Source organism: Planctopirus limnophila DSM 3776 (assembly GCF_000092105.1).
GTDB lineage: Bacteria > Planctomycetota > Planctomycetia > Planctomycetales > Planctomycetaceae > Planctopirus > Planctopirus limnophila.
The window spans coordinates 2,253,887-2,278,079 of record NC_014148.1; the positions used below are offsets into that span (position 1 = coordinate 2,253,887).

Genomic DNA, 24,193 nt, shown 5'->3' on the forward strand with positions numbered 1-24,193 from the left:
GAAAAGATGTCACCTCAGCTCAGAGATCGTTGATCGAGTACAGGCAAGTGCGTTCCTCTTGTTCGGTACTCAATTGACGGCTCGATGAAGGACATCTGCAATGACAGACAAGATGACGGGTTGGTGAGAGACTTTGGCGAGCGACTGCTCTTTCGGGGCAGTGACCGCCAGAATAATTCTCAAGGAGGAAACAGCCATTTGAGTCTTACGGCTCATTTGGCATTGGAGTTCATGGTGGAACTCTGCAATATCAATCTGTTCGACGGCGCAAGGATCGCCCCGTTGCGGCATGGCTTATCGAACAACGGATAAACACCGGCAGAGTTGAAGGAAAACGGATGCCCTCAGGTCGCGATTTCATGTCCGCAGGTAAACGTGGTGCCACTGGCAAAAAGAACGCCAATTGTTCCTTCTGCCGCAATAGTTACCGCGAAGTTGGCCCCCTGGTTGAAGGACCGGACGAGGTCTATATCTGTGGGCAATGTATTGAACTTTGCCAATCGATTCTCGACCAGGAGAAGAAGCGGCGTGGAGGGCCTACCAAGCTCTTCAACCGTATCCCGACACCTCGGGAAATCACGACTCATCTCGATGAATATGTCATCGGGCAGGATCGTACGAAACGACTGCTTTCAGTGGCTGTCTACAATCATTACAAGCGGCTGACTGCTGCCGCTGATGCTGACAACGATATTGAAATTGAGAAGTCGAACATCCTTCTCATTGGTCCGACAGGTTCGGGAAAAACGCTGCTTGCCAAAACCCTGGCCCGCCTGTTGCAAGTCCCATTCGCGATTGGCGACGCTACCACGTTAACAGAAGCTGGATATGTCGGTGAAGACGTCGAAAACCTGCTGTTGAAACTCCTGCATGCCGCCGATTTTGATATCGAAGCGGCTCAGCGAGGCATTGTTTTCATCGACGAAATCGACAAGATCGGCAAGACAAGTCAGAATGTTTCCATCACTCGTGATGTCTCTGGCGAAGGTGTGCAGCAGGCCCTGTTGAAGATGCTGGAAGGAACAGTGGCCAACGTTCCACCTCAAGGCGGCCGCAAGCATCCCGAGCAGCAGTACATCCAGATTGATACTTCGAACATTCTGTTCATCTGCGGCGGAACATTCGTGGGTCTGGAAGATATCATTGCCAAGCGTCTGGGTAAGAAAACCATTGGCTTTGGTGGCAGCAGCGTGGATGATCAAAAGACCCGCTCTGGAAAGTTGCTTGCCCACGCCTGTACTGATGATGTCATCGAGTTCGGCATGATCCCTGAACTCGTGGGGCGACTTCCCGTCGTGAGTGCTTTGTCGCCACTGGACGAGCAGGATCTGGTCAGAATTCTTTCGGAGCCGAAAAACTCTCTCGTCAAGCAATATCAGAAGTTCTTCCAGATGGAAAACGCCGAGCTGGAAGTGACCTCAGAGGCTTTACTGGAGATTGCTCGTATCGCCAAAGCCAAAGATACAGGAGCCCGCGGCCTTCGTTCGGTTGTCGAAGAATCCATGTTCGAAGTCATGTACGAGTTGCCTGACATGGAAGCAGGCAAGAAGTATGTGCTGACTCCAGAAGTTGTGCGTGGCGAACATCGTTTGCGACCGCTCGATGAGCCGGCCGCCGCCTGATTGAAATTGTTTGACTAGCGGATTTTCAGTTGCGTCTGCTTCTGAAAAATCAAACCAAAAATTTTAGAACAGCCTCGCTCTGGTCTTTTGACCTCGCGAGGCTGTTCCATTTGGGGCGAGATGCAATTGACACATCCCGTGGCTTATGACCCACAAAAGTTACTGGCTGCGGATCCCGGGAATTCGCAATTGAATTGATCCAATGGGTAGACACTTTCGCTCTGTAGTGATTCATCAGTATACTTGAGTGATTGTTGAGTCGGCATGGATGCCAGTTTCACCGCGGGTGTATTCGGGTTGTCATGCAGGCATCGCTACAGTTACTTCACCGAACTGCTAATATTCAGCAGATCCGCCTGCGCCCGGAAACAAGCATTGGCCGGGCACCTGAGTGCGAGTTGCGCATTGCTTCCTCACAAATCAGTCGTCGCCATTGCCGGGTTCTGATTGAGAACGACCGCGTTTATATCGAAGATCTAGGAAGCTCCAACGGCACCATTGTGAATGGTGTACTGATTGCTCCTCACGAGCGGGTGGAACTCTCTGCTGGTGACGAAATCACGATTGGCCCTGCTCAGTTTCAACTGAAGATGAATAGTGCCAACACAACTCCAAGAATTCCTCCTCTGGGAAGCCTGCTGGCAGGTGCATTGAATTCATTGAGTTCGACGATTCTGGGCGGACGCAAAGAGGCCTCTGGCGAATCAGAGACGCAGGCCATTCCTGTCCAAGCGGTATCCGCTCAGCCCAATTCCATACACATCCCGGTGGTTGCTGATCAGGAATCGAGCGTCACACTCGAACCGTCTTCACTCACCACCACTGATGATCTTTCTGCTCAAGTATCAGGTGTTGACGAATCACAACCTGCTCTCCCTGTGATTCCTGCTGCATTCCCTTTGGTTCCTTCGATTGATGAGCCACCTGCCATTGAGACGGTCTCGCCAACGACCGATTCCGAAGGAAATCTCTCACGTCTCAAGCTGGAAGCAGTGGAAGATCCCCCCTTACCAGTCTCCGGGATCGATAGCGAACAGGCTCCTCCCCAGTCGGATCCTGCGACACAGGAGGAGGACAATGACCTCTCCCGATTTTTGCAGGGCTTAGGGTAGCGAAATCGATTGGACTTTCGACAATATCAAAACTCCTGAGGAGTGTGGATCACTCAGAAATCACGAATCAACTCTGTCTTCTGGTGACCATTGCCTGGAGTTGAAACAACTGGTGCCGCACTTCGAAGGTTTATGGTCTGAACTAGTCCGACTGAATGCTGTTTGCCAACAAAATCTTTTCTTGAAATGACATTGCATGACCACTGATTCAGCATCTGCCGAAATCCTTGCCTTAAGTCAGCAACTTCTGGCCACCATTGATCGCGGTGACTGGGAAGCTTACGCCAAACTTTGCGACCCTTCGATCACCTGTTTTGAGCCTGAAGCATTGGGGCATCTCGTCGAGGGTTTGCCATTCCATCACTTCTACTTCCAGCTTCCTGGCTCACCAACCAAACCGGCAAAGCAATCGACGATTGCTTCGCCTCATGTCCGCGTGATGGGAGAGAGTGCTGTCGTCTGTTACACGCGACTCGTGCAGAAGCTCGACGGTGCTGGTAGCCCAATCACCGTCGGAGCAATGGAAACACGCGTCTGGCAAAAGCTGAATGGTGCGTGGAAGCATGTCCATTTTCACCGCACACCGCTTTAAACAACGAGTTCTTAATTGAACGATCGCCGGTTTCTATCTGGAACTCATTGGTCAGACCATGCCTGCCGATTCCCCGCAATCTCCTGCAGAAAAATCGCCAGGCATTCTGTTGATCTGCAAGGATCTGATGCTGGCATCGGGCATTCATGCGGCAGCCCGGCAGGCGGGATTGGTGGTCAAACAGGTTTCGCGATTCCATACCGATCTACTTGCCGGAAATGCTCCAGCTACTGGAAGTTCCGGGGCGACCACTGGTAACTCCGGGTCAAATAGTACAACGACAAGCCCCGGCGAGACGATGCGTTTCGGCATCTGCATAGTTGATCTCGCGATGATGCCGTTACCGCTTAGCGAGATTGCCGCCTGGTGCCAGATGCGATCCATTTCGGCAGTCGCTTTTGGCTCACATGTCGCAGTGGACCTGCTCAATGCCGCACGTGAGGCAGGGTTCGCACAGGTCGTTCCCAACAGCCAGTTGAGCCGGAAGATTCCCGAATGGCTGTTGATGGCACAACAGAGCAAGTCAGATTGAGACGGATAACACGCAAGCTCTTCGCCAGTTCTCGGACGATCACAACATCACTTCCCGAATGATACGACCGTGAACATCAGTGATCTTGCGGTCGAAACCATTGTGGTACCAGCTCAGCCGCTGGTAATCGAAACCCATTAAGTGCAGAACGGTTGCATAGAACTCCCAGACATTGGTCGGGTTTGTCACAGAGCGGCGACCGAAATCATCTGTCGCACCGTAGACAGTTCCTCCTTTGACACCGGCCCCCATCATCCAGACCGTAAAAGCATCCGGGTTGTGATCGCGACCCGTCGTATTGGCCTGATGCGTCGGCATGCGGCCAAATTCGGTGGTCCAGAGAACGAGTGTGTCTTCGAGGAGCCCTCGCTGCTTCAAATCTGTCAGTAAAGCTGCTGTGGGTTGATCAAAAATCGGAGCGTGGCGTTCATAATCAGCTTTGAGTGTCTTGTGAGCATCCCAGTTGAGCAGTCCATCCACACCACTCGCACGCGATGCGCAGTAAAGATTGACAAACCTGACGCCACGTTCGAGGAGGCGGCGGGAGAGCAGGCAGTTCTTGGCGTAGGCAGCCAGGAGCTTGTTTTCACTCGTCGTGCCATATGCCTCATGTGTCTGCAGCGACTCAGAGGCCAAATCGGAGACTTCGGGAGCCGAAATCTGCATCCGCGCGGCCAGTTCATACGCTGCAATTCGTGCAGCGAGCACTGTTTCAGAGGAGTTTCTTTCCAGATGTTGTTCATTCAGTTGTTTGAGATACTCTCGCGTGGCGGCCTCTTCATCGGCGCTCATTGAAGCAGGTCTCTTCAAATTGCGAATATCGAGATGAGCCGCTATCACCACGGCCTGGTGCTTTGCCGGTAGAAATCCATTGCTCCAGTTGGCCTTTCCATTGGGTGGTTCTCCGCGCAGATCAGGAAGCGCGACAAATGTCGGCAGGTTGTCATTCTCACTTCCCAGTGCATAACTGAGCCAGGCACCGGCACTCGGAAAACCTTCCTGAACATGGCCGGTATTCATGAGTACGCAGCCGGGGCCATGCGTATTCGTCTTGGCTTTCATGGAGTGAATGAAAGCGATGTCGTCCACGTGGCTGGCCATGTGGGGCAACAGCGACGAGATCCGTTTTCCCGTTTGACCACAAGGCACAAACTCCCACGGTGGAGCCATGAGATTTCCATTCTTTCCCTGAAAGGAAACCAGATTCTCTTCACCGGGAAGTGCCTGACCGGACCTCGCAAAAAGTTCGGGCTTGTAATCCCAGAGATCGACGTGAGAGGCTGCTCCAGGGCAATAGATTTGCAGCACACGTTTGGCTTTGGCAGGGAAATGAGTCTGCCCAATGCCGGGAACCCAAGGTGAACCTGAGGTCTCGGAGGCTTCTGAGGCATTCGCCAGAAGACCATCCCGCATCAACAGATGTGATAATCCCAAGCCACTGAGTGAACCACAGATCGTTTCGAGAAAACCTCTTCGAGTCGTCATGCTGGATTTCTCTCGCATAAGTTGCTGTGCGGGGACTTGATCAAACGGGAAAACCAACAATTCAGATTCAGCGGATGAAGATGAACTCATTGGAATTGAGCAGGGCATGGCAAAACGCCTTCAGACCTACCTGCTGAATCACCTTCGCCGCTTGAGAGATCTCCCGATCGGTGGGTGGACGACCATACGCGAGGAGAAATGCCAATTGTATGCGGGCTTGGGAATCTGAGTTGATCTGCTCCACTCTGTCGGCGAACTTTGTGGCTATATCGATGGAGAACTGATGGTTCATCATCGTCAAAGCCTGGAGCGGAGTGGTGGTCGAAGCCCTCCGAGGCTCGGCGAGGGCCGGATCGGGGCAATCAAAATCAGTCAACACATCGACACGAGAGGCACGCGCTGTGTGGTGATAAACAGTTCTACGGTAAGTCTCCGGGCCATGGATATCTTTAGGAACATAAGTCGCCACGTTATCCTGCTGATACTCATACAGGCGAAAACCAGGCCCACCCATCGACAGGTTAAGCACTCCAGCGGCATTGAGCATGGAATCGCGGATTTCCTCAGCACTCAAACGCCTGGGAGGAAATCGCCACAAGAGACGACTGGCGGCGTCACGCTTTCCTTGATCCTCCCGCCAGTCCGACGATTGCCTGTAAGCCTGGGAAGTCAGAATCAGCTTGTGAATCGGCTTAAGCTTCCAGCCACTTTTGACCAGTTCTTTCGCAAGCCAATCCAGCAGAGCAGGGTGCGTCGGCCGGCCTCCGAGATATCCGAAGTCGCTGGGCGTGTCGACCATCCCGGAACCAAAGTGATACTGCCAGATGCGATTTGCCAGTACGCGTGGCACAAGTGGCTGGTCGGGTGCCGTCAGCCACTTGGCCAAAGCGACTCGACGTGTGGCTTCATGGGCCAGATCTGCCACTTCGTATTTCGACGGAAGTGCGTTGAAGACATCGAGCCCGGAGGGCAACACGATCTCACTGCGCTGCTGGGGGTTACCTCCCACAAAAACATGAAACGGGCCGGGTGCCGATCGATGGTTTCCCACCCACCAGACAGGGAGTGCGGGAATTTTCGAGATCTGACCATCGAGTTCCGCAATCTCAGCTTTCAATACGCTTAGCCGATCCTGCAGTTTCGCGATGGAATCGTCCTCGGAGTTTTCGGAAGAGGATTCGGTCTGTGTTTTCTTGAGTTCCGCCAGTCGCTTCTCGATCTCGGCCTTCTCATTGTGTTTGGGCTGCCTGAGCTTCTGCAGAGGCTCAAGCGCCGTAGCGCGAGCCTGGCGAGCCTCGGATGTAGCAACTTCCCGCGGCCCATGGACTGTCCCCGCAAAGGTGGCGTAGAAGGCGTAGTAGTCGCGGGCGAGAATCGGGTCAAACTTGTGGTCATGGCAACGGGCACAGCCTATTGATAACCCTAAAAATGCTTCACCCGTCGCGCGGATCATCTCATCCATCTGGTCAGCTCGAATCTGGGCCGCTGCGACAGCATCCTGATTTCCCACATCATCGTAAGGCCCCGCCACCAGAAAGGCCGAGCCAACTTCGATTTCCGGCTGATCTTTGCCAATGACATCACCCGCCAGATGCTCGTGAATCAGGCGGTCGAACGGCTTGTCCTCATTGAAACTGCGGATGATGTAATCGCGGAACGGCCAGAGGTTGGTGATGATCTCATTGCGTTCGTAGCCACGACTCTCACCGAAGCGGATCACATCGAGCCAGTGTCGCCCCCATTGTTCACCGTACCGTGGGCTGGCGAGAAGACGGTCAATCAACTGTTCGATAGCAGCATCATGCTGGCCATGGGGACAGGCCTGGACAAACTGCTCAATTTCCTCAGGTGTCGGTGGCAAGCCGGTTAAATCGAACGTGATCCGGCGAATGAATTCGTTGGGAGTGGCGGGAGGATTGGGTGATAACCCTTTCGCCTGCATTTCCTGCAGTAGAAAACGGTCAATCGGATGCGTTCGCCACGATTCAGGCCCTGATGTGACATCAGGGGGGACAACCTCGGCCAAAGGTTGAAACGACCAGAAGCTGGCATCGGCCTTGGATTTTTCCTTGAGCACAAATCCCTCTGGCCACGGAGCGCCCAGACTGATCCATTGCTTGAGTGACTCAGCTTCCCGTTCGGTAAGAGCCTCTCCCTTTTCGGGCATCTCGGGCTTTTCACCCTCGTGCGGGATGGTTCTGAGATAGAGCGAGCTTGCAAGAGGCTGGCCGGGAACGAGTGCCACACCACTCTCTCCCCCTTTGAGGAGATTCTGGGCTGTCGTGATGTCGAACTGCCCCTTGAGATTATCCGCCCGATGACAGCTCACACACTTGGCTGCGAGCGCCGGTGCGACTGTCTCGCGAAAGAGTTTGACTGCCTGCTCTTTCGCATCTTCTCCCAGGCTGTGCTGCGAGAGGAATACACAGACCATAGTAACCAGAAACGTCGAGTTAAGCAGTCGCCATGAGAGAGCAAATCGCATGCGACAACTCCAGATAGGCCCATCAAGGCAGGGAACTCCACCGGTGTTGAGTCACCAGCAAAGCCAATGCAGAAATCCGGCAGGATCAACAGAGAGCAATGAGCCAGGCCCACCCTGACTCACTCAGTCCTCACCGGTTCTACCCCTCCCCACGCCTGCACGCAACAACATTCTGGCAATGCTTGATGCGTATGGATGCAACGGCTGCCTGATCATGGCCGCAAGTTATCAGCGCGGAATTGATCGCTTATCGAGTCGCTGCGGCTCTTCTTCGGAAATTGGGATAGGCACGACTCTATCTATGGAATCTGTATCGTCGGCGATTTTCAAAACATCACGACAGTACTGATGACAACTGATGCACATCGTCAGCGATTGCATATAGGTAAATGCAGCACCGTCCAAGTTGCGATCATCGGCCAGCTTGATGAGTTTCTGGGATTGTCTTTTCAGCTCTGTTCGATGATGTGAATAAATCTGGTCGCTGTGACCGGCCCATTCCGTCGCTTCGCAGATGCGATTCAACTCTTCCGCTCCACGACGGATCTCGGCAAAATCTTCCGAGACCAGCCCGCTAACCACTCTTTGCGAACTGGCCAGCTTTGCGAGCATCAGCGCCGACAGTTTATCATCGCGGCGCGAATCTGGAACTGCCCGCTGTTGGGCACCCGCTGTCAGCCACGCCCCCGCGACCAACAAAACGGCAACAGCCCCAATTCCCCATCTTTTTGACGCTGACATTGTAAATTCTCCAATTCTGCAGGCGTTCCCTCACACTTCTGTTATCGGCACAGCCATCGAAGCTTCCGAAGTGATTGTGCCGACAGAATCGATCGCTCAAAAAACATTCAAGAAAGACAGGATCGGCCTCTGCGGAGATCGACAACGTTGTTCTGCCACTGAAACATAGAGCTTGCAGCGCACGTTGGTAGGCAGCATACCCCGTAGTAAATTCGGACTTCTACCGGGGTGGCAACGCTGCAAGAGGTTGCCAGAGCGAAGCGGTTCAAGGAATCCAGAACCTCTTGTGCCCTTTGGCACACAGGTAGCCCGAAGACGGGCAACCTGTACTACTCGACTTCATCTGAAAAAAAAGGCCATGCGATTCCACAGTGCCCTTGCCGCGGTTTCTGAGAGCTCAGGAAATCGCTCACGAATTTGATGATAAAACTTTTCATCAACCTCGATGAACTCTGAAATGTCATGATCTTTTTTAGGGTAAAAGTTAAGATATCTTTTGATTCGTCCTTTCAGTCTCCGCCATTTTTCTCCATAGGCCTGAGCTAGTCGCTCGTCTTCTCCTCCGACAGCATAACCTACTGAATCACCGCCATTGATATAGATCAACAACAGAGTATTCACGTCTGTTGATTGTTTCTTTTTCATCGTTGCTTGCCATTGCTTCGTATAAGCAGTCTGCTCAGCCTCGGATCATGATTTCGATCGAGTTGGAAACCTCATGGGAGATTGAAATTAAGTAGTGTCCAAAAGGCGACAACGCATTTTCGTGCGCGCCGAAGTAGTTGCCGTCTACAAAAGTCCAACCTTCTTTACTGGCGGTACAGCAGCTGGATGCCAGGCAATCAAAGCCAACTATTTAATGCCAATCACGTTGCCGAACTCAGTCGTTCGACCTGGATTTGCTTAGCACTTTCTGCATCGACCACGTCGCTGTGGCAGGCCGCTTTGGCGTCTTTATTGGCACCAACGACCTTTTTGGTCTTGCTGGCGAGTTGATGGATCTCCTGCGGGGAGAGGTGACCGCGCTTTTCGAGGATTTCCTGCTGCTCGGGCGTGAGAGCAGCAGAAACCTTGGCGCGGTTCCACTGGTAGTTCTCGTCCTTACCTGAAGCAAATTCGACGATCTCCTTCGAGATGCGGACGCTGCACCAGTCGTGGCCACACATGGCGCAGAAGTCGGTGTCGACGTCGAGGTCCTCGTCGTGATAGGCACGGGCCGTATCGGGGTCGAAGCTCAGCTCGAAGTGCTTCTCCCAGTTGAGGGCAGCGCGAGCCTTGGTCAGTTCGTCGTCGCGGTCGCGAGTGCCGGGAATGCCGAGGGCCACATCGGCCGCATGAGCCGCAATCTTATAGGCAATGCAGCCCTGCTTGACGTCGTCTTTCTTGGGCAGGCCCAGGTGCTCCTTGGGGGTCACATAGCAGAGCATGCTCGCGCCGTGATAGGCAGCGGCAGTCGCACCAATACAACTGGTGATATGGTCATAGCCGGGGAAGATATCTGTCACCAGCGGCCCAAGGACATAGAACGGGGCACCGTGGCAGAGCGTCCGCTGGAGCTTCATGTTGTATTCGATCTGGTCGAAAGGGACGTGGCCTGGCCCTTCGATCATGACTTGCACGCCCTTCCGCCAGGCGCGCTCGGTCAATTCACCCAATGTCGCCAGTTCGGCGAGTTGAGCGCGGTCGGTGGCATCGGCCAATCCGCCGGGACGCAGGCCGTCGCCGATCGAGAAGGTGACATCGTGCTTGCGCATGATGTCGCAGATGTCTTCCCAGCGATCGTACATCGGATTCTGGCCGCTGTTGCGGATCATCCACTGGGCGAGGAGCGAACCACCCCGGCTGACAATCCCGATGAGCCGCTTGACCACAAATGGAAGATGTTCCCGCAAGACACCGGCATGGATCGTGAAGTAATCGACCCCTTGTTGGGCCTGTTGTTCGAGACTTTCAAGGATGATCTCGTGCGAGAGCTCTTCAATCTTTCGCCCAATAATCATTGAATAGATGGGAACCGTCCCGATGGGGACCGTGCTGTTCTGCACGATCGCCACGCGGCAGGCGTTGAGGTCGCCACCGGTGGAAAGATCCATCACCGTATCCGCACCCCAGCGTTCGGCCCACTTCAGCTTTTCGACTTCCTCGTCGGTGCTGGAGGAGACGGGGGAGGCCCCCATGTTGGCATTGATCTTGGTCTTCGTCGCCCGGCCAATGGCCATGGGATCGAGCTGGTATTTGAGGTGGTGCTTGTTGGCGGGAATCACCAACCGGCCAGCGGCGATCTCGTCACGAACCTGGGCAGGCATGAGATGATCTTCACGTTCAGCAACTCGCACCATCTGCGGGGTGATCACACCCACACGAGCCCATTCAAGCTGTGTCGAGGGTTCGAAGCCGGCGGGCAAACAGACTTTACGCTGGCTGTCGTCACTTTGCAGAAAGACAACCCGCGTGGCACCCGATGTGTAATCGAAGAGTTCGGCTGCCTCTTCGAGTTCCACCGTTGACCAACCCTCCGGGAGGAAATCCCAAGCCGTCTTTTCAGAAGGCTGCGGCATGTTCGGTGTGTCGGGCGAGGAAAAAGTCCAACGACCTTCGACACCTGGTGCGACTCGTGGGGGGTTGGCGAAGCTGCCTGGCGTTGTACCGGCATGATGAGTGGAAGGGTTATTGCCCAGTGGAGGAAGTTCCATCGAGTTCGAATGCGCGATGTTGATCATTCCGTGAAATACCTTCCATTATCGAGACTGGGAAATCGGCCTGAGGAAGGCGAAGTCCAGCGTTGTTGACTCAGAACCATCAGATGGTGGAACGAAAGACGACTGCACCAAACCATAACGCCGGTGTCGCTGCCCGTTGCAAATCCTCCACTATCCTAGTGGCCCGCGCTGCATTTGCAAACTGCCTAACGGGACGAGATAAGCGACACAGCCTGCATCGCTGATTGAAATACTTGAAGCATTACGGAGTCAATGGCCGGTCATACTTGCATCCGTCGATACCAAGACCAGTTTCAGGCGACTGAGGGAAGGAGCATCGGCATGACGCTTTGAACAAATGCCGAAAGCCTTTCCGATGATTGGAGGGCGGACTCACGGAGATTCCAGAGATCGTTGATACTCCCCGGCCGATTCAAAATCGCGCCCACGAGAGCGCCGGCTCGAACACTGCCTGTGGGCCCGGAAACTGTCATGATTTCTGGAGGGAGGTTTGTTTTCGCATCATCACTGATGACGCGAATTGAAATCATCCGGCAATGGCGAGTTCGGCAGGCATCAGCAACACCCCAGGTTTCCATTTCGGCCGCCAAGGCTCCAGTGTTCTCAAAAACAACTTGCTTTTCTTTGACAGTACGTATGATTTGGGGAACTGTGACGATGGAACCCGTGAAGATTTTATTCGCTGGCTCAGAAGCCATCGAGAGCCCCAGTTGAATGGCTGGTTGAGCTGTCCCATAGAGCTGGACGTTTTCCGCCAGAATCAGACTCCCTTTCGACAACGACGGGTCAAGCCCACCGGCAAATCCTGCGGAGATGATCCACTGCGGATTGAAGGCATCGATCGCTGCATGTGCGGCACGGCGAGCACGATCCAGCCCGATCCCCGATTCCACAATGGCCACAGGATGCCCCTTCCAGAAACCACCATGGAAGACAAAATCCCCACCTTGAACGTGATGAGGATGTTTGAGCGAGGCCAGAAGAGGAGCGATTTCAATTCGAAGAGCTGCGATGATCACGATTGCCGGGCGGGGAGTTTCCTCTTCATCGGCAGTTGTCTGGGCTTTCCCTGATGCTGCTGAATCTGACGCTTTGCCGGAATCTTGTGCTGCTCCCCGGACAGCATCCATTGCTGCCTGAGATGCCGACTGCATTACCCAACCTCGAAGAAGCCACATCAGCCAGTTCACAATGGCCTCATTCGTTGTTGGAGTTGACCAGTCGTATGAAAAACATTCCGGTACGATCAATTACGCCTGGCGGGCCTCGAAATCTCTCATGAATTTGACAAGTTCGACCACACCTTCATGTGGGAAAGCGTTGTAAATGCTGGCACGCATTCCGCCGACACTCCGGTGCCCTTTGAGCCCGTCGAAACCGGCTTTTGTGGCCTCAGAAACAAACTGCTGGTCGATGGCCTCGTTCCCCGTGACAAACGTCACGTTCATCAGCGACCGGCTGTCAGCCTGAGCTGTTCCTTTGAATAAACGGCTCTGGTCCAGGTAATCATAGAGCACCTTGGCTTTGGCTTCGTTTTTGGCCGCCATGGACGCGAGGCCACCCTGCTTAATGATCCATCCAAAGACGAGATTCATCATGAAAATGCCGAAGGTGGGCGGTGTATTGTACATCGACTCATTTTTGGCATGAGTTCGGTACTGAAGCATGGTGGGAAGCTCTTTTTGTCCCCGCTCAATGAGATCTTTCCTGATGATGACCAGCGTGACACCGGATGGCCCGAGGTTTTTCTGTGCCCCACCATAGATGATGCCGTATTTGGAAACATCGATGGGCCGGGAGAAAATATCGCTGGAGGCATCGCAGACGAGGAACGAGCCGGCTGCGGGCGTTGGCTCAGTCCTAAACTGAGTACCAAAAATCGTATTGTTCGATGTGAAGTGAGTGTAGACAGGGGATGAACCTGGCTTCAGTTCCTGGGGAATGTAAGTGAAGTTTTTGTCTTTGCTGGAGCAGGCTTCGTGAACGGAGCCGACCCGCTGTGCTTCTTCCCGAGCTTTTTCGGACCAGACACCGGTGATCAGGTAATCGGCAGTCTGGCCGGATGTGAGAAAATTCATCGGCACCATGCTGAACTGAAGAGAGGCCCCCCCTTGCAAAAAAAGAACTTCGTAATCATTGGAAATCCCGGCAAGCTCCCGGCAACGAGCGACAGCCTGTTCGTAAACCGCCAGAAACGCCTTACCACGGTGCGAATGCTCCATAATCCCAATGCCCGTCGAACCCAGAGACAGGAGGTTTTCTTTGGCTTCTTCGAGGACGGATTCTGGAATAATGGCAGGGCCGGCAGAAAAGTTAAAAATTCGGGCAGTCATGGGAGGTTTCCGAAAATTTGGAGTGCACGAAGCTCAATCTCCACAGGGAGCCTGCGAGCAGGCGATCCGGGGCTCTGATTGATCTTTCGCTACAAGGTAAATGACGTTTTTCACTGATTAGATTGTCCAGCAAGTATCAACAGATGGTTCCATTCTTGCAAAGCATCAGGCGAATTCGATTGGAATTTTTCCTCGTAAGCTGGTGAGTGACACGTCAGATCCATGAAGAATTCGAGTGTCGGTTTACGGAAGTGAGGGGTACTTTTCCGGTCGGTAGATCGATGTGGCCAGCGTCACAAATTACCGGAACCCCGCAAGTGGAAATTCTTGTCAGTCGAAATGCGTTGATCCATGATCGGCTTAGCCCATTTGGGAGACTTAACCGACGACCCTCTGCAGACCTCATGAGCCGTCAGAGGGTTCGCCGATACCTCGGGGGCGGAGAGATGTGCCGGAAAAAACAGGTGAGCTGAATTTCCGGCAAAACAAGGTGATCAATGCCCGAAAGAAGGAATGGCATGTCAGATTCGCAGAATACGCGACTGGCGGAGCTTGAGGCCGAAATTCTGGCACTCAAGAGCGAGTTGCTGCATGCCCAGAAGGTGGCTTCTGTCGGGATGCTGGCGACTTCAATCACCCATGAGTTCAACAATATCCTCATGACAGTGATCAATTACGCGAAGATGGGGATCCGTCATAAAGACCCTGCCACCCGCGAAAAAGCCTTCGACAAGATCCTGGCTGCGGGTCAGAGAGCTTCGAAGATCACGACCGGAATGCTTTCCTACGCCAGGCGACAGGCAGATCGTCGCGAGCCGACGGATCTGGTGAATCTGCTCGAAGATGTCCTCGTGCTGGTTGAAAAAGATCTGCAGATGCATCGCGTGCGGGTCGAGACCCGCTATGAGCAGAAACCACAGGCCAATATCAATGCCAGCCAGATTCAGCAGGTGGTGTTGAATCTGATTGTCAATGCCCGTCAGGCCATGGCCAATGGCGGGTCACTGATAGTGACCGTTCGCAGCAATCTGGCTGAAGGATTTGGCGAAATTTCCATTCGGGATACCGGTTGTGGTATCCCCGCAGAACAGCTGAAAGAAATCTTCAAGCCATACTACAGCACCAAAACGAGAGACAGTCAGGGGCAGGGCGGAACCGGCCTCGGATTAGCTCTGGCCCGGGAAGTCATGGAGTCTCACGGTGGGCGAATACGGGTCGAAAGCGCTCCTGGGAAAGGGACCGCCTTCACTCTGAAACTGCCTTTAGCGGGAATTTCTCCGGCAGTGATCCCTGTCGCTCCTGGGCCGCCGATTACCATACCCGTGGCCTAATCAACCCTCGCCCGTGTCGGTCGAGAGAGTGCAGGGTGACGGTCTTCCCTTGCGATGTGCAGCAATCATCAAGGCTTCTCGCGGGAGCGCCATTTGTCTGCGATTAGCTTACAGGGCAAGAGCATCGCGCGATGAAGCTGCTGGTGGATTGCTCGTCCAATGCGTTCGCGCTCGCCCTCATCCCAACCTTCTCCCATCGAAACGGGAGAAGGAGCTTAGAATCCTCGCCCAGTACTCCGAGAGCGTGAGAACCAAAACCGAGGATCTAAGGGAACTAGAGCACCTTTTCGATGGTCTCTCGCAGAACGCGGCCGCTCGATTGCAGAGCAATCTTTTCCTTAGGCCAGAGATCCACTTCAACGACCCCCAGAACACCTTTGCGTCCCACAATCGTTGGAACGGAAATCGCCACATCACGCAGACCGTAAGCCCCGTTTTGTAACGACGACACGGGCATCACACGACGCTGATCAAGTGCAATACTGTGAATCACATCGGCAATCGATACACCGACTGCAAAGCCGGCGCCGCCTTTTTTCTTCAGCATTTCCGCACCGCTGTTGCGTGCCCGCTTCTCAATCTCGGTGATGAGTTGCGGCGTAACGCCTGGGTACTTGTCGACGGGCAGGCCGCCAATCTGGCCCAGTGACCAGATCGGCACCATGCTATCGCCATGCTCACCATAAATGGTGACATCGACTTGAGTTGGCGGGACGGAAAGCTGCTGTGCCAGCAAGCTGCGCAGGCGTGTCGTATCGAGTACGGTTCCTAATCCGATGACTTGCTTCGGTGGCAAACCCAGTTCTCGAATGGCCAGGTAAGTCAGTACGTCGACGGGGTTGGAGACCACAAACAGAATGGCGTCTGACTTCGGGCCCGCTTTCTTGATATCTCCCAGAATTCCGCGGAAAAGTGCCACGTTCCGGTTGATCAGATCCAGGCGGCTCTCATCGGGCTTACGCCGCAGGCCGGCGGTGACGACGATGACATCGCTATTGGCACAATCAGCCATTGTACCCGCATGAATCGACTGATCAGCCACCAGGCTGGCACCATGCAGAATATCCAGTGCATGACCATCGGCGGCTTCAGGGTTCACGTCGATCATGACGATCTCGCGAACGATCTTTCCGAGTTGCAGTGCAAACCCGGCACATGACCCGACCAGCCCGCCGCCACCGATGATGCTGACTTTCATGGAACTGACTTTCGCTGAGAAACGATGCATTGAAGACCACGCCCTTCGGAAGACCTCAGGGACGTGCCACGCGATCAAACGGTAACAAAAAGACTACTTTTTGAGGGCGGCCATGACCTGCTCGGTGATCATCTTCACCAGCATTTCGGTATCGACGGGTGCTGCTGCAGCTGATGGAGCTGCGGCTGGTGCAGGAGTTGACTTCTGTCGTTCGAGATAGCCTGGATAATACGGGGCTGGCTCGAAAGCGGCGGGTTGTGGCTGAGCGTCTTTGTAGCCTTCGCGGAACGCACTGTTGCCGCAAAGATCGCAATTCTCGACATGGAAGCGGGGATCATCAAAGCCGAGCTTCTTCTTGAGATCGAGAAGCTCAACCGACTCTCGCTCGTTGAGATACTCGACACGGCCCAATTGCTTGGAAAGCAGCAGAATCCGGCAGTAAGCATCGAGGATCTCGGTCTTCCAGTAAGCTTCTTCGAGGTTCGCACCGAAGCTGACTGTGCCGTGATTGGTCAGAATGATTGTGTTGGTACCCTTGAGGAAGGGCACCACTGTGTTGGCAAAGGCATGCCCACCGGGAGTTTCATAAGGGGCGATGGGGACTTCACCCATGAAGACTTCGATTTCTGGCAGAATGCACTGCGGGATGGGTTCGCGAGCTACTGCAAAGGCTGTGGCATGTGGTGGATGGCAGTGCACAACAGCCTTCACATCGGGACGATGCTTCATGATGGCCAGGTGGAGCAGAATCTCGCTGGTGCGTTTTCGCTTACCGGCAATCTGGCCGCCTTCAAGGTCAACCGCGCAGATATCATCGGGAGTCATGAACCCCTTACAGATCATCGTGGGGGAACATAGCACTTCGTTTTCGCCGACTCGGATCGAAATGTTCCCATCGTTGGCGGCGGCAAAGCCTTTGTTGTACACCCGGCGACCAATTTCGCAGATGAGCTCTTTGAGCTTGCGGTCGTTGATGCCCGAATTCCATTTGTTGGCAGTGGTCATGAGAAACATCCGTTGAAAATGATCGTTGTGGGTTGTGAGTTGTAAGTTGTGAAGAAAACTATGTTTGTGTCAGCTCAATCTTGTCGAGGAGGCAGGCGTTGTAAGCATCGAGTGGTTTGGAATCGGGATGAAAGGGAGCTGAAGCTTCTGCTCCTTCACTGATGGCAATGATGTCCCCCGGGCTTGCTCCCAGTTCGTCGTAAACAATGATGGCCTCTTCTCGTCCGCGAACAGTCATCGTCGTGTCGCGATGAATCACAGCAGCAAGGCCCTCAGCCAATAGTGGAACTGCCACAATCCAGGTGCCACCCAGCACTGTGGGATCGCATTTTGACAAAGTGACCCGGCCAATCACTTCGGCTAATCTCATGGTGCCACTCCTGTTCCTGAGGGGATCCCAGTACGGACAATGGCTTGCACCAGATTTCGCAGCTCAATGAATGTTTTGAGTGTCGGGTCAATGACATAAACATTGGGGCTGAAGTCGCTGCTCGTGAGCAACACCTCGGCGAGGGATGATACGACAGCAGCACGTATCGCTGGCGACCGGTTCAGATCGCAGGCCCGCTTGGCTGCTGAGCGTTCAATCAGAATGGCCCCATGAGCTTCGGCTTTATGGATCGCTCCGGAGACGAACTCCTGGGTTTCAGTTCCTGTGCCAAGAATCTTGACTTGCGATACTGTCGCGGCTGTCTGGGTACTATTCAAAAAGGTCTTCACATTCGCTGTGGCAGAGACCACACCGAGGACCCACTTCGCAGCCATTGAGGATGGATTTGAAGCTTTGTTAGAGGAGGCATTGCCTGCGGCTTTCGGCAGCAATGTGGAATTGGCAGGGGAAAGACCACGTTCAAGAACCACATGATGATCGCGGAGCCAATCCTTTGCGGCTGGCGTCACGATCGACTTTGCGGAGGCAAAAACTCTAGCAGCACCACAAGCGAGCCTGGAGAGTAGCTCGGCTGTAATCACCGCTTCCGTGAGTGTCACACTGGAGCCAAGTGAGCTGGCAACGGCTGGAGCCGTCACTAATGGTTTCGAGACGGAAGTTGCTGGGAAGGCGTGATTGAGGCTGGCCACCGTTTCTGGCGGCAAATGAATCCTGCTGACGGAAGCCACAGGCTGATCGATCGAAGCTGTTGATTCAGGACGTACGGCGCTAACAGCTCGGCTGTGAAGCTGAGCCAGCACGTTCCGGACGATCTGATCGACAAGTTCGGTGGACATGGGGACTTTGCTGGTCGTTTATAAAAAAGTTGATTGTCAGCTGAATTGGCAGGCAGGAGCCTGCCCTACAAATCCGTTTTGAACTCAAGGATCGACGAGGCCGAGTGACATAAAGCGAATCGGGCTGTCCTCCGCCTTCACAGTCTCTCGAACAGTCTTTCCATCGGAAGTGATGACCACCAGATCGCCCTGGGCAGCTCCCAGACCATCAATGATCAGTTGGGGGGCACCATCGGGTTTGTCGTTGACACCCAAAGGCTGGGCAATCAGCAGTTTCCATCCCTGAAGACTGGGATGCTTGACCGTGGAAGTTGCTCGTCCAATGATTTTTGCCACTTGCATCCCCGTCTCCTTTCTATGTGTTTCTAAGTGATCGAGCTTGATTGGCAGGCGGGAGCCTGCCCTACGGTAAAACCTTACGAATCAGATGACGCGGAGACTGTCGACCAGCACACAGCGGCGGCTGCGTGTGAAAGTGAGTGGGTTGGTCACCCCTTCACCTGTCGGCGTCGCAATGCTGAAGCTGAGATAGCCTTCGCCACCTAGCCCAAGACCAGCCATCGAGGGGCCATTCTTGATGAAGAGCGTCGTATCGACAGCTTTTCCCATTTTGGTCATCGTCTGCACATTGCGCGAGTGAATCAGACTGGTGTGCCGGAAACCATGTTCGTATTCGAGAGCCAGTTCAATCGCCTGATTGACATTCTTGGCCCGGACAAAGGGGACGAAGGGCATCATCTGTTCTTCGGGGACGAACGGGTTGTTGACGTCGGTTTCGCCAAAGAGAAGCTGTGTTCCTGCGGGAACTCTCACACCGATGAGTTCCGCGAGCTTCGTAGCATCAGAACCAACGAGGTCGCGATTGAGGTGCCAGTGGTCGCCCGGCTTTGTAGGAGGTGTGAAGGCAAGTTTGGTGAGAGCATCGACTTCACGGGCCGAGAGTTGATAACCACCTTGCTGCCCCATCCGCACCATGAGCGTGTCAAAGATCGACTCGACTGCGAAGACTTCCTTCTCGCCAATGCAGAGGAGGTTGTTGTCGTAAGCAGCTCCCTTGACGATCGACTTCGCGGCATTTTCGAGGCAGGCCGTCTCATCAACGACAACAGGCGGATTGCCGGGACCCGCGACGACTGCCTTCTTGCGGCTTTCGAGAGCAGCACGAGCCACTGCAGGGCCACCCGTAACGCACAACAGCTTGACACCACGATGTGCAAAGATGGCGGCGGCGGTTTCCAGCGTGGGTTGTTCGATGATGGTGATCAGATTCTCAAGACCTGTGGCTTTATGAATCGCCTTGTTAAAGCGACGAACACCTTCGCAAGCAATCCGAGCACCACTGGGGTGTGGGTTGACAATCAGCGTATTGCCGCTGGCCACCATGTTGATGACATTGCCAGCCAATGTCGGTAGAGAGTGCGTGACCGGGGTGATGGCACCAATGACACCAAAGGGAGCGTATTCCACAATGGTCAGGCCATGATCGCCGCTGAAGGCATCGGTTCGCATGAACTCGGTGCCAGGCACCAGCTTGATGATCTTCAGCTTTTCGATCTTGTGATCGAGGCGGCCAATTTTCGTCTCGTTGAATTCCAGTGTGCCAAGTTCTTCGGCCTGGGAATCGCAGATCTGGCGAACACATTCAATCGCTTTGCGGCGGGCGTCCATCCCGGCATCCGAAAGCTTTTCAAACGCTTCGTTAGCGGCAGCAACGGCCTGATCGACATCTTTGAAGACACCCCAGTCTCCATCACGAGTGGCTGCTGATTTCTCGGCGCCACCCTTGTTGAGCTGAGCGAGAACTTCCTGCACCACCTGACGGATGGCTTGTTCTGTCGCTTGCATCGATTCGGTCTTTCCTATCTGGCTTGGATCTTCTCAGCGAATGAGAGCAAAAGTCTTATCGCTGCGGATGATTCATGGATTTGTGTTTGAAACCTGGTGAACCATGAGGAGGTTCCATTCTGGAGTTGTTATGGCTTACTCAGTGGAAATCCCTCGATAGGCCATCGACTCCTGACAGATTTTTCGAAACTGCTGGACTTTGGATTGTGTGGGAAAATGAATCATCATCGTGAAGACAGTGAGTGCGGCTACGATGGGACTGATGATCGAGCCTGCCATCAGCCAGGCCACAAGATTCAACATGCCTGCACCTTCAACGACGGCAAGACGAACAATGCCTGAGGTGAGGAAATTCTGAGCCATCCAGGGCTCATCGATCGTTTCCGCCTTGTTCAAAGCCCCTTTAAGAATCTGCGCCGGGAGCACAAACGAAAGCACAATCGCACTACAACCCATGATGGCTGCAATCAGAGTCAATGGATTGCCGAACAGGTCTCCATCAAACTTCAACTCACGAATGATGGTAATTACTACGGCAAAGACCACCGGCCCCATGATGAGTGCCAGCGTAATGATCTGCAGATTTCTCAAGGCTGCGTCGAGTGTCGTTACCTGTGTCGCCTCAGATTTTGCGGACAAAGATTTGTTCATGACCTGGACTCCTCAGTGGCTGAGGATTGATCGGCAAGTCTGGTGCTAAAAACGATCTTCCCTTGAATCTGGACGACATCGATCAAACCGATGATCGCGCAGTCAATGGGAAGAGGTTTGGTTGAAGGAGTGAAGCGTGCTGATGAACCCTGTACGATCAACACGACCTGACCTTCGCCAGCACCGACGGTATCGACCGAGATGAACGTGCGACCTGTGGAGACAAGTTGGGATTCAGCCCTGCCATCGACCATCTGTTCCTGGATGCGCAGCGGCTCGACCACCAGCAGCTTCTGGCCGACCATGGAGTCGACCTTCTGCGTGGAGACCAGACTTCCGGTGACGCGTGCGAGGAACATGGTGGATTCAACTTAAAGAGAACGAGGAGCGACTGCCCATGGAGTACATGGACTAGGACTTTGAAAGAAGTTCGGCTGTCTGTCGGGCGACGACCAATTCTTCATTGGTCGGGATGACCCAGAGTTCAATCTTGCTTGTCGGAGTCGAGAACTTGCCTTCAGTGCGAAGCTTCTCGTTGATCGCCAAATCGATTTCGATCCCTGCGAAATCCATCTGAGAACAGACGTCTTTGCGAATTCGGCTACTGTTCTCGCCAATTCCACCGGTGAAAACGATGGCATCAGCACCATTCAGGACAGTCAGATAAGCCCCGATGTACTGACGGATCGACTGGGTGAAAACTTTGAGTGCCAGTTCAGCTCTTTCGTGGCCATTAGCGGCGGCCTGTTCAAGGTCGCGCACATCGCCCGAGAGACCACTGAGTCCTAACAGTCCACTTTTATTCGCAAGAATGTCGAGGATTTCAGGCAACGTCTTGCCGGTTTCTTGAATCAGCACAGGGAGGGCAAAGGGATCAAAATCGCCCACCCGGTTGTTGTGAGGCAATCCGGTCTGCGGGCTCATTCCCAATGTATTGCCTTGCGACTTCCCATCACGAATGGCACACAGCGAATTGCTTCCGCCCAAATGGCAGGAGATGACCTTCAAATCCGATCGGCCTTTGAGTTCAGCAATTCGCTGACTGATAAACCGATGGCTGGCACCGTGAAACCCCCAACGCTGAATACCATATTGCGTCTGCCATTCATGAGGCACCGCATAGGCCCGTAATTCGGGTGGAGCGGTCTCATGGAAAGCCGTTTCGAGAGCAGCAACCTGAGGCAAATTGGGGAACGCCCCCTGCAGCTGTCGCATGGCTTTGGCATAGGGAGGGTTATGAGCCGGTGCAATCGCTGCATACCGCTCTAACCCGGCGAGCAAAGCATCATCGACGTGTCGAACACCAGAAAGTGCGCCCGCCATCACTGCTTTGAAGCCGATACCATCCAGTTCAGATGCATCCTTGAGGCAACCTGTTTCAGGAGCTGTGAGTTGCTCGAGACAGAATTTGACTGCCACCGCATGATCCGGAACGTGTGCTGTCACTTCGTCTTTGAATGAGCCAATTTCAACAGTACACCGACTTTCCGGCCCGCCAATACGATCAATGCCACCACGCGCCAACTGCCGTTCGGTGGTGAGATCGAATAAACGGTATTTGAAGCTCGTGGAGCCGAGATTGGCGACCAAAATCTTCATCGGGAAATCCTCGTGTTGAAATCCGCGGCTGCCTTCAATCTGTGGCAATTTTCGGGTGTGTGGAGGTCATTCGTTCGGAATCACTGCTGGACAAGCCAGCAGTGGCACCCAGAGGGAGACGATCCCACCCAAGACAACCCTAGATGAACTGTTCGAGGAGCGACTTTTCCGGGCGGGCAATGACATGCGCGCTCACCACTTCACCGATTGCGGCAGCGGCTTGTTGACCGGCATCGACCGCAGCTCGAACGGAGCCCACATCGCCACGAACAATCGTGGTGATATAAGCGTTGCCGATCTGAATCTGCTTGACGAGTGTGACGTTGGCGGCCTTCAGCATGGCATCGGCTGCTTCGATCTGGGCGACAAGCCCTTTGGTCTCAACGAGACCGATTGCTTCACCATTCATGAGAGAAGTTCCAGAGACAGGAGACGGAAGTTGTTCAACAGAATTCGCAACAGGAGTGATCACTGAACTAGCAGCAGCTTTCTCCCGAGGACGCTTCTCCGCAGACGAGCGTGATTTTTCAACCGGTCGTTTGCTGGACGTCTTGGGCATGACCACCTCATTCACTGACACGCAGGCATGTGCCGGGTATTACTTGCTGATGGGCTTTGGCAGAATGGCAGCCAGTTCTTCGTGTGGGCGTGGAATCACTTGAACACTGAGAACTTCGCCAATTTTGCTCGATGCGGCAGCGCCGGCATCGACAGCAGCTTTCACAGCAGCGACATCGCCGACCACGAAAGCCGTAACAATACCACTGCCGACCTTTTCCCATCCGACAAGCCGGACGTTGGCCGACTTGAGCATGGCGTCGATCCCTTCGATCATCGTAACGAGACCCTTGGTTTCGAGCATGCCGAGCGCTTCGATCGATCCAGCCATGAAAACTTCCTCTCAAGAAATGGAACTGCGAGAACCTATGAAACCTGCCAGCCGGAAAACACTCCCGGCTGGATGTATTCCTTCACATTATTTTGAATGGCAACCACAACCGACTGGCTTAACTAGCTCCACCTTCGTGGCATGCGAGAGATCAACTGCGTTGCCTTCATCCGTATCAATATGAACTTCCAGTTTGACGTCTTTATCTTCACGAACCGTGACATGTTCGAGAGTGGTGGTGCAGGGGCCGGAATGGATTTTGAGATCCATTTCATCGCCATTTTTCACGCCGTAGTAAGCACAGTCAGCCGGGCTCATGTGGACATGGCGCATAGCGCGAATGACACCCGACTTGAGTTCCACCACGCCTGCGGGGCCAACCAGAACGCAACCGACCGTGTCATGGTGATCCCCACTGATCCGCACCGGGAGATCAATCCCGAGCGAAATACCATCGGTGAAAGCCAGTTCGACCTGCGAAGCATTGCGACACGGGCCTAGCACACGAACATCAGGAATCATCCGGCGACGAGGGCCAAAGATGGTGACGGTCTGCTTGGCGGCGTAGTAGCCATCCTGATAAAGCCACTTCATAGGCTCGAGTTTGACACCTTTGCCAAACAGAACTTCAACATGTTCTTCTGTGAGATGCACATGCCGGGCAGAGATATTGACGACGAGGGGGTTAGGAGGCCCGCCAGCCGAAGAGACGGAACCCGAGGAGGTGGTCGCTCCCGCCAATTGCCTAGTGAGTACGGCTCGAACCACTCGCTCGACGTCAGCACGAGAGATATTGCCTGCAACCACAGAATCAGACGACATACGC

General features: G+C 54.0%; 24 protein-coding genes. 5 read left to right on the top strand and 19 right to left on the bottom strand.

Translation table 11 applies throughout. The features are described from left to right. The first annotated feature begins 338 nt into the window (after positions 1–338). The 4 genes from clpX to PLIM_RS09010 all read left to right on the top strand — a co-directional run bounded on the left by clpX (position 339) and on the right by PLIM_RS09010 (position 3,858). Positions 339–1,622: an ATP-dependent Clp protease ATP-binding subunit ClpX gene (gene clpX / locus PLIM_RS08995; RefSeq protein ID WP_013109995.1), complete on the top strand. Its 1,284-nt coding sequence runs from the start codon at positions 339–341 to the stop codon at positions 1,620–1,622. 302 nt (positions 1,623–1,924) lie between these two features. Then, positions 1,925–2,734, top strand: coding sequence for an FHA domain-containing protein (locus PLIM_RS22720; protein ID WP_013109996.1), 810 nt, complete (start codon positions 1,925–1,927; stop codon positions 2,732–2,734). A 196-nt stretch (positions 2,735–2,930) separates the two neighbouring features. After that, positions 2,931–3,326, top strand: coding sequence for a DUF4440 domain-containing protein (locus tag PLIM_RS09005; protein WP_013109997.1), 396 nt, complete (start codon positions 2,931–2,933; stop codon positions 3,324–3,326). 58 nt (positions 3,327–3,384) lie between these two features. After that, positions 3,385–3,858 carry a hypothetical protein gene (locus PLIM_RS09010; RefSeq protein WP_041401457.1) on the top strand — a complete coding sequence of 158 codons (474 nt, stop codon included), beginning with the start codon at positions 3,385–3,387 and terminating at the stop codon, positions 3,856–3,858. 39 nt (positions 3,859–3,897) lie between these two features. On the opposite strand, the gene PLIM_RS09015 is transcribed toward PLIM_RS09010, so the two are convergent. The 7 genes from PLIM_RS09015 to serC all read right to left on the bottom strand — a co-directional run bounded on the left by PLIM_RS09015 (position 3,898) and on the right by serC (position 13,622). Beyond that, positions 3,898–5,343 carry a DUF1501 domain-containing protein gene (locus PLIM_RS09015; RefSeq protein ID WP_013109999.1) on the bottom strand — a complete coding sequence of 482 codons (1,446 nt, stop codon included), beginning with the start codon at positions 5,341–5,343 and terminating at the stop codon, positions 3,898–3,900. Positions 5,344–5,410: 67 nt separating this feature from the next. Continuing rightward, positions 5,411–7,828 (bottom strand): PSD1 and planctomycete cytochrome C domain-containing protein, encoded by a 2,418-nt coding sequence (locus PLIM_RS09020; protein ID WP_013110000.1) that lies wholly within the window; start codon positions 7,826–7,828, stop codon positions 5,411–5,413. Between the two features lie 228 nt (positions 7,829–8,056). After that, on the bottom strand, positions 8,057–8,569 hold the full coding sequence (locus PLIM_RS09025) for a hypothetical protein (RefSeq protein ID WP_013110001.1): 513 nt from the start codon (positions 8,567–8,569) through the stop codon (positions 8,057–8,059). Between the two features lie 339 nt (positions 8,570–8,908). Further along, positions 8,909–9,214, bottom strand: a complete 306-nt coding sequence (locus tag PLIM_RS09030; protein WP_013110002.1) for a hypothetical protein — start codon at positions 9,212–9,214, stop codon at positions 8,909–8,911. A gap of 221 nt (positions 9,215–9,435) precedes the next feature. Continuing rightward, positions 9,436–11,289, bottom strand: a complete 1,854-nt coding sequence (gene thiC, locus PLIM_RS09035) for a phosphomethylpyrimidine synthase ThiC (RefSeq protein ID WP_013110003.1) — start codon at positions 11,287–11,289, stop codon at positions 9,436–9,438. Positions 11,290–11,582: 293 nt separating this feature from the next. Beyond that, the gene (locus PLIM_RS09040; RefSeq protein ID WP_013110004.1) at positions 11,583–12,443 is read right to left on the bottom strand and encodes a phosphorylase family protein; all 861 of its coding nucleotides are present in this window, start codon (positions 12,441–12,443) and stop codon (positions 11,583–11,585) included. Positions 12,444–12,539: 96 nt separating this feature from the next. Continuing rightward, positions 12,540–13,622, bottom strand: coding sequence for a 3-phosphoserine/phosphohydroxythreonine transaminase (gene serC / locus PLIM_RS09045; RefSeq protein ID WP_013110005.1), 1,083 nt, complete (start codon positions 13,620–13,622; stop codon positions 12,540–12,542). 518 nt (positions 13,623–14,140) lie between these two features. Between serC and PLIM_RS09050 the strand changes: the two genes are divergently transcribed. Beyond that, the gene (locus PLIM_RS09050; protein ID WP_013110006.1) at positions 14,141–14,953 is read left to right on the top strand and encodes a sensor histidine kinase; all 813 of its coding nucleotides are present in this window, start codon (positions 14,141–14,143) and stop codon (positions 14,951–14,953) included. Positions 14,954–15,227: 274 nt separating this feature from the next. Here PLIM_RS09050 and PLIM_RS09055 read toward each other — a convergent pair whose 3' ends face one another. The 12 genes from PLIM_RS09055 to pduL all read right to left on the bottom strand — a co-directional run bounded on the left by PLIM_RS09055 (position 15,228) and on the right by pduL (position 24,189). Continuing rightward, positions 15,228–16,151: a malate dehydrogenase gene (locus PLIM_RS09055; RefSeq protein ID WP_041403408.1), complete on the bottom strand. Its 924-nt coding sequence runs from the start codon at positions 16,149–16,151 to the stop codon at positions 15,228–15,230. A gap of 93 nt (positions 16,152–16,244) precedes the next feature. Beyond that, positions 16,245–17,156 carry a class II aldolase/adducin family protein gene (locus tag PLIM_RS09060; protein WP_013110008.1) on the bottom strand — a complete coding sequence of 304 codons (912 nt, stop codon included), beginning with the start codon at positions 17,154–17,156 and terminating at the stop codon, positions 16,245–16,247. A 58-nt stretch (positions 17,157–17,214) separates the two neighbouring features. Further along, positions 17,215–17,526: a EutN/CcmL family microcompartment protein gene (locus PLIM_RS09065; protein WP_013110009.1), complete on the bottom strand. Its 312-nt coding sequence runs from the start codon at positions 17,524–17,526 to the stop codon at positions 17,215–17,217. Beyond that, positions 17,523–18,383, bottom strand: coding sequence for a hypothetical protein (locus PLIM_RS09070; protein WP_013110010.1), 861 nt, complete (start codon positions 18,381–18,383; stop codon positions 17,523–17,525). Before PLIM_RS09070 ends, PLIM_RS09065 begins: the two co-directional genes overlap by 4 nt. 84 nt (positions 18,384–18,467) lie before the next feature. Beyond that, positions 18,468–18,725: a EutN/CcmL family microcompartment protein gene (locus PLIM_RS09075; RefSeq protein ID WP_013110011.1), complete on the bottom strand. Its 258-nt coding sequence runs from the start codon at positions 18,723–18,725 to the stop codon at positions 18,468–18,470. A gap of 81 nt (positions 18,726–18,806) precedes the next feature. After that, the gene (locus PLIM_RS09080; RefSeq protein ID WP_013110012.1) at positions 18,807–20,228 is read right to left on the bottom strand and encodes an aldehyde dehydrogenase family protein; all 1,422 of its coding nucleotides are present in this window, start codon (positions 20,226–20,228) and stop codon (positions 18,807–18,809) included. 135 nt (positions 20,229–20,363) lie between these two features. Then, entirely contained in the window at positions 20,364–20,879 is a 516-nt protein-coding gene (locus PLIM_RS09085; protein ID WP_013110013.1) for a hypothetical protein, read from the bottom strand. Next, a complete protein-coding gene (locus tag PLIM_RS09090; RefSeq protein WP_013110014.1) occupies positions 20,876–21,238 on the bottom strand; it encodes a EutN/CcmL family microcompartment protein in 363 nt (120 codons plus the stop codon). Before PLIM_RS09090 ends, PLIM_RS09085 begins: the two co-directional genes overlap by 4 nt. Before the next feature lie 52 nt (positions 21,239–21,290). Next, positions 21,291–22,478, bottom strand: a complete 1,188-nt coding sequence (locus PLIM_RS09095; RefSeq protein ID WP_013110015.1) for an acetate/propionate family kinase — start codon at positions 22,476–22,478, stop codon at positions 21,291–21,293. 139 nt (positions 22,479–22,617) lie between these two features. Beyond that, entirely contained in the window at positions 22,618–22,887 is a 270-nt protein-coding gene (locus PLIM_RS09100) for a BMC domain-containing protein (protein WP_013110016.1), read from the bottom strand. Positions 22,888–23,076: 189 nt separating this feature from the next. After that, positions 23,077–23,367: a BMC domain-containing protein gene (locus PLIM_RS09105; RefSeq protein ID WP_013110017.1), complete on the bottom strand. Its 291-nt coding sequence runs from the start codon at positions 23,365–23,367 to the stop codon at positions 23,077–23,079. Positions 23,368–23,454: 87 nt separating this feature from the next. Further along, the gene (pduL, locus tag PLIM_RS09110) at positions 23,455–24,189 is read right to left on the bottom strand and encodes a phosphate propanoyltransferase (protein WP_013110018.1); all 735 of its coding nucleotides are present in this window, start codon (positions 24,187–24,189) and stop codon (positions 23,455–23,457) included. Between the last annotated feature and the right edge of the window lie 4 nt (positions 24,190–24,193).

Excerpts from the sequence above, each read along its gene's own strand:
- PLIM_RS09060 (WP_013110008.1), bottom strand. The coding sequence starts at position 17,156 with ATGACCACTGCCAACAAATGGAATTCGGGCATCAACGACCGCAAGCTC.
- PLIM_RS09105 (WP_013110017.1), bottom strand. The coding sequence starts at position 23,367 with ATGGCTGGATCGATCGAAGCGCTCGGCATGCTCGAAACCAAGGGTCTC.
- PLIM_RS09095 (WP_013110015.1), bottom strand. The coding sequence starts at position 22,478 with ATGAAGATTTTGGTCGCCAATCTCGGCTCCACGAGCTTCAAATACCGT.
- pduL (WP_013110018.1), bottom strand. The coding sequence starts at position 24,189 with ATGTCGTCTGATTCTGTGGTTGCAGGCAATATCTCTCGTGCTGACGTC.
- PLIM_RS09050 (WP_013110006.1), top strand. The coding sequence starts at position 14,141 with ATGTCAGATTCGCAGAATACGCGACTGGCGGAGCTTGAGGCCGAAATT.
- PLIM_RS09065 (WP_013110009.1), bottom strand. The coding sequence starts at position 17,526 with ATGAGATTAGCCGAAGTGATTGGCCGGGTCACTTTGTCAAAATGCGAT.
- PLIM_RS09055 (WP_041403408.1), bottom strand. The coding sequence starts at position 16,151 with ATGAAAGTCAGCATCATCGGTGGCGGCGGGCTGGTCGGGTCATGTGCC.
- PLIM_RS09085 (WP_013110013.1), bottom strand. The coding sequence starts at position 20,879 with ATGAACAAATCTTTGTCCGCAAAATCTGAGGCGACACAGGTAACGACA.
- PLIM_RS09020 (WP_013110000.1), bottom strand. The coding sequence starts at position 7,828 with ATGCGATTTGCTCTCTCATGGCGACTGCTTAACTCGACGTTTCTGGTT.
- clpX (WP_013109995.1), top strand. The coding sequence starts at position 339 with ATGCCCTCAGGTCGCGATTTCATGTCCGCAGGTAAACGTGGTGCCACT.
- serC (WP_013110005.1), bottom strand. The coding sequence starts at position 13,622 with ATGACTGCCCGAATTTTTAACTTTTCTGCCGGCCCTGCCATTATTCCA.
- PLIM_RS09010 (WP_041401457.1), top strand. The coding sequence starts at position 3,385 with ATGCCTGCCGATTCCCCGCAATCTCCTGCAGAAAAATCGCCAGGCATT.
- PLIM_RS09025 (WP_013110001.1), bottom strand. The coding sequence starts at position 8,569 with ATGTCAGCGTCAAAAAGATGGGGAATTGGGGCTGTTGCCGTTTTGTTG.
- PLIM_RS09100 (WP_013110016.1), bottom strand. The coding sequence starts at position 22,887 with ATGAATGGTGAAGCAATCGGTCTCGTTGAGACCAAAGGGCTTGTCGCC.
- PLIM_RS09075 (WP_013110011.1), bottom strand. The coding sequence starts at position 18,725 with ATGCAAGTGGCAAAAATCATTGGACGAGCAACTTCCACGGTCAAGCAT.
- PLIM_RS09090 (WP_013110014.1), bottom strand. The coding sequence starts at position 21,238 with ATGTTCCTCGCACGCGTCACCGGAAGTCTGGTCTCCACGCAGAAGGTC.
- PLIM_RS09030 (WP_013110002.1), bottom strand. The coding sequence starts at position 9,214 with ATGAAAAAGAAACAATCAACAGACGTGAATACTCTGTTGTTGATCTAT.
- PLIM_RS09080 (WP_013110012.1), bottom strand. The coding sequence starts at position 20,228 with ATGCAAGCGACAGAACAAGCCATCCGTCAGGTGGTGCAGGAAGTTCTC.
- PLIM_RS09015 (WP_013109999.1), bottom strand. The coding sequence starts at position 5,343 with ATGACGACTCGAAGAGGTTTTCTCGAAACGATCTGTGGTTCACTCAGT.
- PLIM_RS22720 (WP_013109996.1), top strand. The coding sequence starts at position 1,925 with ATGCAGGCATCGCTACAGTTACTTCACCGAACTGCTAATATTCAGCAG.
- thiC (WP_013110003.1), bottom strand. The coding sequence starts at position 11,289 with ATGATCAACATCGCGCATTCGAACTCGATGGAACTTCCTCCACTGGGC.
- PLIM_RS09040 (WP_013110004.1), bottom strand. The coding sequence starts at position 12,443 with ATGCAGTCGGCATCTCAGGCAGCAATGGATGCTGTCCGGGGAGCAGCA.
- PLIM_RS09005 (WP_013109997.1), top strand. The coding sequence starts at position 2,931 with ATGACCACTGATTCAGCATCTGCCGAAATCCTTGCCTTAAGTCAGCAA.
- PLIM_RS09070 (WP_013110010.1), bottom strand. The coding sequence starts at position 18,383 with ATGTCCACCGAACTTGTCGATCAGATCGTCCGGAACGTGCTGGCTCAG.